Annotated in this window: 10 protein-coding genes; 8 read left to right on the top strand and 2 right to left on the bottom strand. The window is 40.9% G+C overall.

The window, feature by feature from the left end; translation table 11 throughout:
• Window positions 1–68: 68 nt before the first annotated feature.
• Both LPB86_RS06140 and LPB86_RS06135 read right to left on the bottom strand, forming a co-directional pair.
• Window positions 69–668 (bottom strand): RNA polymerase sigma-70 factor, encoded by a 600-nt coding sequence (locus tag LPB86_RS06140; protein ID WP_230641859.1) that lies wholly within the window; start codon window positions 666–668, stop codon window positions 69–71.
• Between the two features lie 225 nt (window positions 669–893).
• Window positions 894–2,060, bottom strand: coding sequence for an aldo/keto reductase (locus LPB86_RS06135; protein WP_230641858.1), 1,167 nt, complete (start codon window positions 2,058–2,060; stop codon window positions 894–896).
• 513 nt (window positions 2,061–2,573) lie between these two features.
• On the opposite strand from LPB86_RS06135, the gene LPB86_RS06130 reads away from it, so the two are divergent.
• From LPB86_RS06130 to LPB86_RS06095, 8 genes are all read left to right on the top strand, one after another.
• Window positions 2,574–3,203 carry a DUF6266 family protein gene (locus LPB86_RS06130; RefSeq protein WP_230641857.1) on the top strand — a complete coding sequence of 210 codons (630 nt, stop codon included), beginning with the start codon at window positions 2,574–2,576 and terminating at the stop codon, window positions 3,201–3,203.
• A 111-nt stretch (window positions 3,204–3,314) separates the two neighbouring features.
• The gene (locus LPB86_RS06125; protein ID WP_230641856.1) at window positions 3,315–3,656 is read left to right on the top strand and encodes a winged helix-turn-helix domain-containing protein; all 342 of its coding nucleotides are present in this window, start codon (window positions 3,315–3,317) and stop codon (window positions 3,654–3,656) included.
• 80 nt (window positions 3,657–3,736) lie between these two features.
• The gene (locus tag LPB86_RS06120; protein ID WP_230641855.1) at window positions 3,737–4,051 is read left to right on the top strand and encodes a TonB-dependent receptor; all 315 of its coding nucleotides are present in this window, start codon (window positions 3,737–3,739) and stop codon (window positions 4,049–4,051) included.
• 7 nt (window positions 4,052–4,058) lie between these two features.
• The gene (locus LPB86_RS06115; protein ID WP_230641854.1) at window positions 4,059–5,201 is read left to right on the top strand and encodes a cytochrome-c peroxidase; all 1,143 of its coding nucleotides are present in this window, start codon (window positions 4,059–4,061) and stop codon (window positions 5,199–5,201) included.
• The gene (locus LPB86_RS06110) at window positions 5,198–5,704 is read left to right on the top strand and encodes a molybdopterin-dependent oxidoreductase (protein WP_230641853.1); all 507 of its coding nucleotides are present in this window, start codon (window positions 5,198–5,200) and stop codon (window positions 5,702–5,704) included. The genes LPB86_RS06115 and LPB86_RS06110 overlap by 4 nt, the downstream gene beginning before the upstream one ends.
• 213 nt (window positions 5,705–5,917) lie before the next feature.
• Window positions 5,918–6,520, top strand: coding sequence for an RNA polymerase sigma factor (locus LPB86_RS06105; protein ID WP_230641852.1), 603 nt, complete (start codon window positions 5,918–5,920; stop codon window positions 6,518–6,520).
• An 83-nt stretch (window positions 6,521–6,603) separates the two neighbouring features.
• Window positions 6,604–7,803 carry a FecR family protein gene (locus tag LPB86_RS06100; RefSeq protein ID WP_230641851.1) on the top strand — a complete coding sequence of 400 codons (1,200 nt, stop codon included), beginning with the start codon at window positions 6,604–6,606 and terminating at the stop codon, window positions 7,801–7,803.
• 317 nt (window positions 7,804–8,120) lie between these two features.
• Window positions 8,121–11,684 carry a SusC/RagA family TonB-linked outer membrane protein gene (locus LPB86_RS06095; protein ID WP_230641850.1) on the top strand — a complete coding sequence of 1,188 codons (3,564 nt, stop codon included), beginning with the start codon at window positions 8,121–8,123 and terminating at the stop codon, window positions 11,682–11,684.
• The last annotated feature ends 12 nt before the right edge of the window (window positions 11,685–11,696 follow it).

Raw genomic sequence — 11,696 nt, 5'->3', positions numbered from 1 at the left:
TGCCAGCATTTTTCTGCCGGATTTATATACATGTCCGGTAACTGCGGGCAAGGGGGTAAATAAAATTGTTATTTTTTAAATAAAATTGAAATCAGCACTGCCGTTAGTGGCACATTTGCACCAACAATGGCCTCACGGAGTTGCTGGAGCGCATGTTGAATGTGTTTTTTTACTGTTTCTGTAGAAATACCAAGCTGATCTGCGATTTCTTTGTGTGTTAAATGCTCATCACGACTTAAAGTATACACTTTGTGCATTTTTGCCGGCATATTCTTAAGTGTTTTATCTATTAAAGCCTGCAATTCCTTCACATATATATTAGTTTCTGCCACTGCAGGGCTACTTGCCGTTAAAACATCCGTCAAAAGTTCCAGATAATCTCTTCTGGTAATATTCTTTTCAATGTAATGAATTGACTTGTATTTTACACTCGTCATCAGATAAGCCTTTAAAGATGTTGAAATTTTCACTTCTTTTCTTCGGTTCCAAAAAGAAAGAAATACATCCTGAACCACATCTTCTGCTTCTTCCTGAGAACGCAACACCTTAGCCGCTGTCAAGTAAAGCGGCTGCCAATAAATCGCATACAGCCTTGCAAAAGACTTTTCGTCGTCATTTGCAATTGCTTTTAGTAATCTATTGTCATCCTCTTCAGATTGATTCTGCATGAAAAAAGGGCCTGATTAAGAATTTTTATGAATTAATACTTGGCTAATATAATGATTAAATCGAATTAAGATAGCTAAGCAATAAGCAAAACGAACTGGTCTATATTTTATTACCGCCCTTCACTTCCCCATCGATCCACCCAGCCATCAAGTGATCAGGAAAAATCATAACGAAACAAGCCGCAGATGTTCTGCGGCTTGTAATCAATATGAATGATCTTTCTGTTAAAATGTATAATCAATCGAACTCATGTGCGCTTCACCCATGCGATCTCCGTAGACAGGGTATTTAGAAAAGCAGGTTTCTATTTCCTGAACATCTTCTTTGCTAAGCTGAATATTTTGCGCAGCCAGGTTTTCCATTAGATGTGTTTGATAACGGGTGCCCGGTATCGGAACGATGCTTGGGCTTTTTGCTAATAACCATGCAAGTGCGATTTGTGAAGGTGTAGCATTCTTTTTAATAGCATAACCTTTGAGCCATTCGATGATAGGCATATTTAATGGAAGGAATTCTTTGGAATACCGTGGGAACCCAGCTCTAAAATCCGATTTTTCGTCAAATTTAGTTTTAGTATCATACTTACCTGTTAAAAATCCTGCCCCTAAAGGCGACCAAGGTACAAATCCGACACCCAACTCTTCACAAGTGTCCAATACTCCATTCAATTCGACATTCCGTGTCCATAACGAATACTCAGACTGTACCGCTGTAAGGGGTTGTACAGCATGCGCACGACGAATAGTTTTAGCGCTCGCTTCAGAAAGTCCAAAATGTAGCAATTTACCTTGCTGGATCAGTTCCTTTATGGCACCAGCTACCTCTTCAACAGGAACATTAGGATCAACACGATGTTGATAGTAAAGATCGATATGGTCTGTGCGAAGACGCTTTAAAGATTCTTCCACAACTTTTTTGATTCGTTCCGGACGGCTGTCCAAACCCACCGTTCCGTCAATGGCAAAGCCGAATTTAGTAGCTATTTTGACCTGGTTACGAAAAGGCTCCAGCGCTTCGCCGACAAGTTTTTCATCTATATAGGGTCCGTATACCTCTGCTGTATCAAAAAATGTTACGCCACTTTCAAATGCTTTACGGATGGTCTGTATAGACTCCTGATGATTAGCCGGCGGGTTATAATTCCCAGTCATGTTCATGCACCCGAGTCCGATTTCAGAAACTTCCAGGTTTCCCAGTTTTCTTGTATTCATTTTGTTTTCTCCTTTTTTAGGTTTTTCAGATCTTGCGGGCGCTCCCATAGATAACAATGGCGCAGCCATTAAACTTACACCTGCCATAGTAGTGAGTGATAAAAAGTCGCGACGGTTTATCCCCTGCGGCGCCCCGGAGCCTTCTTGACTGACTACAACTTTGCTCTTAATGTTTGCCATACCCCAATAATTTAAATACAAAGTTCAGGTAAAACAAAAACTAAAAATTAAGCTTTTCAAATGAAAAAGTACAACATTCAAATAGCGTGGCATTAAAGAAACATCTTTCTTCAAATAAAGCAAACTGCGGGGAAACCTGAATGGCTGGAACCTGTGGATGACGAAATCTATTCAACTTTGTAGATACAGCTGACGCGCCTCAGTTAACTGCTTATTTAAATATATTCAGGAGTTGCTGCCTAATTCCAGGAAGCTTGTTGTAATCAAACAGGTATAGAACTCGTATAGACCTCGTGTAAAGCTCGTATAAGACAGCTAAACTTTACCTGTTTTACACGTTTTTTATACGGCTCAGTTTCGGCCTTTAAAACCGTTTTGTGCGAAGAACCTCCCTGTAAACCCTATATTTTTGACATTTAAACAACTAAACACAAAGCACTTACAACATAAATATTTTATAACTTGGCCTAAAACCAGCGCAAAACAAGCTTTAGAAACTGGTTAAAACGAGATATGGGTAAATTAAATAATGGTCTTTTTGGTCCCTTCACAGGGAAGATTGGGAAACTGGTAGGCAGCTCAAGAAATGGCTTATTTTATGTAAAATCAGCTCCGGTTAGAACCAAACCATTCACCGCAGGAGAACTTGCCAATCAGCATAGGTTTAGGGTTGCCGAAGCCTGGCTTAAACCACTTTTATCTTTTGTAAAAGTTGGGTTTAATAATGACAGTCCTAAGCGTGGAAGATCTGCGGCAAAATCTTACTTTCTTAAAAATGCCATAAAAAGTGAAGGGATGGCAGTTACGGTCTTTCCTGAACTCATGAAGGTGAGCATGGGCAACTTGTCCTTATCTGAAAACATGCACGTAGCTATTGAGGAAGAATTAAATTTGCGTTTTAGCTGGGATAAAAACTATGTGGCCAATGGTAAAGTGCGCGACCAGATCATGATGCTGGCATACGATGTAACTGCCAACAGAGCTTATTCCATTACCGCCGGTGCTTTTAGGTATATGGGAACAGACCTGCTTGCTATAGATCCAAAATCACGGGGTAATACTTTGCATATTTATGCAGCCTTCAATGCAGAGAACAGAAAGGATCAATCGGAAAGTGTTTACCTGGGTAGCTTAGTAATATAACGAACCTTAGCCTTAACCCGCAGTGGTGCTAGAAAAAATAAGCTTGCCGGATGTAGTAATATAACATTATATTAAAAGGTTAAATTTGGCCGCATATATCTATATTTAGCGATGAATAAACCTTCTTATAAAATTAACGGCAGGGTGTGGATTGAATTTTCGGATGAGAAGATTTTCGGGCCTGGACGGGTGGAACTGCTGGAACGGATTCAGGCCTCAGGTTCTATACGACAAGCCGCATTACAAATGAAAATGTCTTACAAACAGGCCTGGGACATGATTAATCACATGAATACCCACTTTAGTTCAGCCGTGGTCATCACTAGCCGAGGGGGTAAAGGTGGTGGTAACGCAGAAGTTACCGAACATGCCCTCAATGCAATAAAACAGTTTTATGAGCTGCAAACAAGGTTTAAAGATTTTTTAAAAAGCCTTGATCAAATTGTTTTATAGCACCCCAGGTTAAAACTATAGTTCAAAGAACATTTTTTCAATACCTTCGTTATATATTCAAAAATATAACGAATTCATCTATGCGAATAGCTTTACAATCTACGCTCGTCTTTTGCTCCCTTTTTCTCTCGATAAACCTTCATGCACAACAATCCGACACCTCTAAAAGGATATTTCAATTGGGGCAGGTCAATATCAATGGCATTCGTGACAGCAGAAAACCCCTAAAACCAGGTGCTTTCAACCTTACCAGTATTAAAGCCAACCTGATGCTTCCAAAAGGATTCACTGTTGAGGCTGGAGCAAATAACCTTTTTGACAGGAATTATACCCTGGCACAGGGCTATCCAGAACAAGGCAGGAACTTCTTTGCCAACCTGATTTTTAATTACTAATTAACTAATGGGCAAGCCGGAATGCGAGAGTAAAAAGCATACCTATCCTTTTAGGGGAATGGGGCTTTTACTCCTGTTTTCTTTCTTCATCTTCGCACTCTCTTCCTGGAATGCAGCGCAAAAGTTTCAGCAAACACCCTATGTACTCAAATATCCCCTATACTTTGGAAACCGAATCCACATCCCTGAAGACAACCCCTTAACGGAAGAAGGTGTAGCGCTTGGAAGAAAGCTTTTTTACGAAACCCGGCTTTCTGCCAACAATTCACTCTCTTGTGGAAGCTGCCACATGCAGGAAAAGGCCTTTACGGATGGAAAGAAATTAAGCAAAGGTGTTGACGGCGCATTTTCCGAACGCAATGCTATGTCGCTGGCCAACTTGCTCTGGGCACGGAAATTTTTCTGGGACGGACGCTCTGCTTCCCTGGAAGAGCAGGCGAGCGTTCCAATGATCAATCCCCATGAAATGGGCCAGTCGCTGGTTATTTCTGTTCGAAAGTTACAGAACACAACTGCCTACCCGAAGCTTTTTAAAAATGTATTTGGGGACGGGCAAGTCACGGAAAAAAGAATAGTTATGGCGCTTGCACAGTTTGAACGTACATTGATTTCCGCAAACTCAAGGTACGACAAATATCTCCAGCATACAGCCCAGCTATCAACTGAAGAGATGCTAGGCCTCAACTTATTTAACACCGCACCAAATCCCGAAAAAGGAATCCGGGGTGCCAATTGCGCGCGCTGTCATGGCGGGCCCAAAAATTACCAGGAACTGTTTCATAATAACGGGCTTGACCTGGTTTCTGCAGACCCCGGAATTGAAAGGATTAGCGGGCAAAAAACTGACCACGGCAGGTTTAAAGTTCCTACACTCCGTAACATTGCTTTAACGGCACCCTACATGCACGATGGACGCTTTAACACCCTGGAGGAAGTAATTGAACATTACAGTGAGCATATTCAGCAATCTGAATCTTTAAGCGCATTTTTACAACATGAATCCAATGTTAAAGAAGGAACTGCGCTAAAATTAGTTCCTAAAGAAAAAAAAGCTTTACTTGCATTTTTAAATACCCTAACTGATTCTACTTTTATTACTGATCCCAAATTTTCAAATCCATTTTTAAGCCAAAACCATAAAATCAGATGAAACTAATCCTATTTTCAATTTTTGCAGCCTTGCTCCTCAGTTCCTTTAACCCGGCAATGCTTCATGCTCAAACACCAGGAGAAGCAGGCATAAAGATAAGCGGTGAAGTAAGCCACCCTTTTGTTTTTAAGGCTTCAGATCTGCAGCAGTTGAACAGGACCGAGGTAACGAGAAAAGACAAGGACAATAAAGACCATATATATTCAGGAGTAAGCCTATCCACCCTGCTCGCCAAAGCGGGTGTTACCCTGGGGGCGGCACTCCGCGGAGAAAACCTCACAAAATATGTATTGGCAGAAGCAAGTGATGGCTATCAGGTGGCTTTTTCACTGGCAGAACTGGATCCTGAATTTACAGAAAGACTGGTTATTGTAGCCGATAAAATGGACGGCAAAGCCTTAGCAGCTGCAGACGGCCCTTTCCGGATTATTGTACAGGACGAAAAAAAGCCTGCCCGTTGCATGAAACAAGTTATTTCCATTATAATTGCGTTTGCAAAATAATCTTCAGGCTGCTGATAAATTAATAAAATTGACGATTGCCAGGGTCTATGAATAAATACAGTGCATATAGTGATCAGGAACTTGCCGAATTACTGTGGCAAGGTGATGCGGCTTCCTTCAAAACTGCATATAATAAATACTGACCTTAATCAGCAGTTCCATTTTAGCTTATCCAAAAAAAATTCTGATATTGCCCATGGTTATAAAAATTAAATGGAGCCTAAAGGCAAAGAAAATGAACAATATTGGTTAAATGAATTTATAGCTGGTAATAACCAGGCCTTAGGGTATTTCTATAAACTACATTATAAACCTATATGTTACTTTGCCACCCGTTTAACCCAGCATGAACCAGAAGCGAAGGATATTGTTACAGACACCTTTGTAAAGCTTTGGGAAAAACATGCGGAGTTTGAAACCGCAGCGAATATAAAATCGTTTCTATACCTCAGTGTGAGGGGAGCTTGTTTAAACTACCTGAGAGACCTGAAGAAAAGAACTGCTGCACAGCAACTATATTTTGAGCAGATTGATCAAAACGGAAACTCAGTTTTACACGAAATTATAGAGGCTGAATTCTTAAAAATCCTTGACAGGGAAATTAACTTATTGCCGGAAAAATGCAAAGAGGTTTTTACCATGCTTTATTTTGAAGGTAAAAAAACGGATGAAATTGCAGCTGAGCTTGAAATTTCTGTGCAGACTGTCAGAAACCATAAAACCAGGGCCGTAGAATTACTCAAATCATCTTTTCTGAAAAAGGGAGTTTCAGGACCATTTTTCGCCGCTTTTTTGATTATTATTCAAAAACTGTAAAAATAATCCATTTTCTTTTGGTTGTTTTTAACTTGTTATGGTTTATATACACAGCTACGCAAGATTACCTTAAAATACGTACTATGTTTGAAGAAGAATTCCATATTTCTCACCTAATTGCAGAACATTTGAATGATCAGCTTGATGAAAATCAGGAAGAGGAGTTGAAGCGCTGGGTAGCCTCATCGCCGGACAACATGGCGTATTTTGAGCGATTGAATCAAGACAATACTGTTCATTCAAAACTTAAAAATTACAGGAAAGTTGCCGGATCTGAATTAGAGGTATGGAATACCATTGCGAAACAACTGGAATTACCTATTGACTTACCAAACTATGATCTGGTACCTCAAACAAAAGTAAAGGCACTTTGGTACCGCATAACCGCAGCGGCCGCCATACTCATAACCATTAGTACTATTCTTGTTTTCCAAAATCTCAGAACTGACCCTGTAAGCGTTATAGCTCATAACGATATCCCAGCTGGTGTCAATAAAGCCTATATTACTTTATCAAACGGAAAAACCATCCCCTTAAGCAGTTCAAAAACTGGTGTCATAGTAAGCGACTCCAAACTAACTTACAATGATGGCTCTACAGTTGAAGCTGAACGCAGCCCCGAAGGGCTAGCCATTACCACTCCACGTGGCGGCCAATATCAAATAACCCTAAGCGATGGAACGATAGTATATTTGAATGCAGAATCCTCTTTGCAGTACCCAATGGCATTTAAGGGCGGCAACCGTACCGTGGTTTTAAAAGGCGAAGCGTACTTTGAGGTTACCAAAGACAAAACCCATCCGTTTATTGTAAAAACCAGTAGCCAAAATATCCAGGTACTCGGAACACATTTTAATGTAAATGCTTATGAGGATGAGCCAAATACTAAAACTACTTTATTAGAAGGCAGCGTTAAGGTTAGCCCCTTCAACCAGTCTTCAGATAAAGCCAACGTATTTTTAATTCCCGGGCAGCAAGCCATAAGCACGCCAGCTGTTAATACCACCAGGGTTATACAAGCCAATCTTCAGGAAGCAGTTGCCTGGAAAGAAGGTTATTTCAGGTTCAATGAAGAACCATTGGAAAGTATCATGAGAAAAATATCCAGGTGGTATAATGTTAAAATCATCTATGCCGCCGATGCTCCGCGGGACATCACGTTTGCAGGGGTAATTTCCAGAGCTAAAAACATTTCAGCTGTACTTGAGATGATGACCTTGACAGAAAATGTTAGCTTTAAAATTGAGGGTGCACGAATCACAGTAATGAAGTACAACAAATAATCAACAACCAACCTAAAAAACCAACCTAAAAATGAAGAAACAGCTACGACAGAAAAGTTAACTTAACAGCAGGCTGCTGGATAAACAGTACTTTCTGTTATTTGAAACAGAGAATGACTAAGAAAAGCGCAGAAGTGTTTGCACCACAACTGCGCCAAAAGTCTAAAGCCAGCCCAATCCATTTGTGTAAAATCACTTCTGGATCACAATGTCAATCGTATAAAGTGTTAACTCTAAACCAAACCAAAAGTATGAAATTAAATACTTTAAATTGCGGTATGCCAAAATTATGGCTGCCATCTAAACTATTATTGATTATGAAACTCATCATAATTATACTTTTCACCTGTTTTATGCAGGTAAGCGCCAATTCTTTTGCGCAGCGTATTACGCTGGTAGAAAAACACGCATCTTTAGAAACCTTACTCAATAAAATCAGCCTTCAAACCGGATATGATTTTTTCACCAATGCAAAACTAATTAAGGCTGCCCGTCGTGTTGATGTGAACCTAAACAATGCCACACTTGAAGAGGCCCTTGAAATGTGCTTTAGAGGACAGGATTTGGAATATACCATCAATAACAAATCTGTAATTGTTAAAAAGAAAACAGCCTCTTTTCTGGATAAAGTACTATCTACCTTTGCTAATATTGATGTGCGCGGGCGTGTGGTGGATGAAAATGGCCGGCCGTTGGCAGGTGCAAATATTTTGGTGCTTAAAGGTGAAACCACTTTAACAGGTGCTTCAACAAACGCCAACGGAGAATTCTTCATTCGCGGCATTGATGATCAGTCCAGAATATCGATCTCCTTTATCGGCTACAGGACCCGGATTCTTAGTCCTGCAACAGATATGGGCACCATAAGCCTGGTCTCCGGAGCAGAAGACCTGCAGACGGTAACCATTGTAAACACAGGTTACCAAACGTTGTCTAAAGAGAGAAGTGCGGGGTCTTTTGGTAAGCCAGACATGAAGGTTATTGCAAACAGGACCACAAGCCAAAATCTTTTACAACGACTGGAAGGTCAGGTACCTGGTCTGGCAATTAATAATACAATTGTTGACGGACGGCCTTCTACACGGGTGCTGATAAGAGGTCTGACCTCTGTTAACAGCGCCTCAAGCCCTCTATATGTAGTTGATGGTATCCCTATTGCCGATTTTTCAACTATCAATCCGCAGGATATAGCTGATGTTAGCGTATTGAAGGACGCAACGGCTGCTTCGATCTGGGGTGCCAGGGCAGCTAATGGCGTAATCGTAGTAACGACCAAAAAAGGAGAGCGAAATTCAAAAGTTAATGTTACTTACAACGGCTATGTAAATTTTATGGGTAAGCCAGATCTAGGTTATTCGCCATATCTAAGTAGTCGTGAGTACATTCAAACTGCTGAAGAGCTATTTAACTCTCCCGGTTACCAGACCCTATATTCATACGCGCAGGCTACAAATGCAACTGCTGGAGGAATGGCACCACACGATGTGATCCTGTACAATCAAGCCAATCTTACCGCCGCTCAACAAAGAGCGGCTTTAGAGAATTTAGCCAATACTGATAATAGGGAACATATCCTGGACACCTGGTATCGAAATGCTGCGACTATAAATAATACCTTTTCTTTGCAGGGAGGGGCAGAGCGCTATGCTTTTTACGCTTCCGGCGCTTATACTAAAACAATCAGCAGCATCCCCGGTGAAAAAAACAGCGCTTACCAATTGACGCTCAATCAAGACTTTAAAGTGAACAATTTTATTGACTTAAGTTTGCGTTCCAATGTGAATTATAATGTTACCAGCGCAAAGAACCCATTATCCGTAAACTTCAGCTTTTTACCATATCAGTATTTTAGGGATGCATCAGGCAATGGCCTTTCCTTGCCCTGGATGGCCTCCCCCTCCTATCCTGAGGCCCGTAGGTTAGATTTTCAAAACCGGAGTAGGATCAATTTGGATTATAATCCAATTGATGAATTTGAGCGTTCAAACAGAACCGGGAACGACCTGGTAACCAGAAACCAATTTATAGCCAGGGTAAAACTTTTCAAAGGATTAAGGTTTGAAGGAACGTACGGTTTTACCCGGGGCTCAAACAGATCAAGTATTTTTGAAGACCAGGCCAACTACGCTGTTCGTGCTGAACTTTTGGGAGCTACCCAGGATCTCGCCTCATCTGGATTACCTTTCCGCTCTTATTTTCCAACTTCAGGAGGCAGGTTGACCTCTACGAATGGCTATACACAGAACTGGACCATTAGAAATGTACTGAATTACGAAAATAGCTGGAAAAATGGGTTACATATGCTTAACCTTTTAGCGGGGCAAGAAGCTCAGGAACAAAAATTTAAAACCTATAGAACACGGGTAAGGGGATGGAATCCACAATTGCTAACAACCAGCTCTCCTATAGACTGGTACACCGTATCTACTTCGGGGGTCTATAGCATCAATGGTATCGGCGGGTATTTATTTGATGACTCTTATTATGAAGATCCGGCATCTTTAAGTCGATTCACTTCTTATTTTGGAAATTTTGCTTACACTTTTAAGAGAAATTACAGCCTTAATGGAAGCATACGTAATGATCAAAGCAATCTATTCGGCTTAGACAAGGGGGCACAAAATAAACCTTCCTGGAGTATCGGTGCAAGGTGGGCTGTAAGTAACGAAAAGTTCATGGATCAGGCAGATTGGTTATCTACACTTGCTTTAAGACTGACTTATGGTATTGGTGGTAATTCTCCCGGACCCGGACTTGCGGCGTCTGACGATATTTTACAATCGATAACGACTACCTTTGCACCGGGACAACAATCCTTACAGATAGCCACACCTGCTAATCGTAGGTTAACCTGGGAAAGAACCTCAACAGCGAATTTAGGAGCTGATTTCGGAATTTTAAAAAATAGAATTACCGGCTCAATAGATGCTTACCACCGGATAACTACTGATATGCTTGGCGATGTTACAACCAACATACTTACTGGGGTGAATACCTTATATGGCAATAGTGGTAAATTAGACAATAAGGGGATAGAAATAAGCTTAAATACACTTAACCTTGAATCCGGCAATTTTACCTGGAGTAGTAATTTAAGTTTTGCCTACAACAAAAATAAAATTGTCTCGCTAACCCCTTTTCAGCCAATTACCTCAGCCGCGGGCAGGATAGGTCAGCAATTTGTGGAGGGATACGGTGCCTATGCATTGTGGGCTTATGATTTTATTGGGCTTGACAATGTAGGTGATCCACAAATAAGAAAGGCCGATGGCTCTACTACTAAAGCATCAAGTGGAAATAGTATCCCCTTGGCAAATGATGTTTTGTACATGGGAACAACGCAACCAAAATGGACGGGTGGCTTTGGTAATACATTTACTTACAAACAGTTCACTTTAAGCGCCCAGACTATCTTTAATTTTGGCCATGTAATGCGCAATGACGTGAACACCTTTTACGCTGGAAGATTATATGGTCAGGGCTCCGGAGCTTTTGGAAACATACATCCTGACTTTCTACTGCGCTGGAGACAGCCGGGAGATGAAGCACGGACAAACATTCCGTCTTATATCGTGAACAGTGCAACAAGTGCCAGCCAGAGAAACACGGACTATTATACACAAGGCAATCTTAATGTACTCGATGCTTCATACATCAAACTGAGGGATATCAGCTTACAGTATAGCTTGCCTAATGCTCTAGTTAAACGATTAAGTGTACAACAGATTACATTGCGTTCAAACCTGAATAATATTTTGCTGTGGGCAGCCAATGATGAAGGGATTGATCCGGATTATTATGGCTTAAGCAACAGCCCGCTTACCCGCCCGATCAGACCAAATCAGGCAACAATATCATTTGGATTGGATGTTAGATTTTAAAAAATAATGGAT

It is taken from the genome of Pedobacter sp. MC2016-14 (assembly GCF_020991475.1).
GTDB lineage: Bacteria > Bacteroidota > Bacteroidia > Sphingobacteriales > Sphingobacteriaceae > Pedobacter.
Note: the sequence above shows the minus strand (reverse complement) of the source record. Positions and strands in the feature narration are given on the sequence as shown.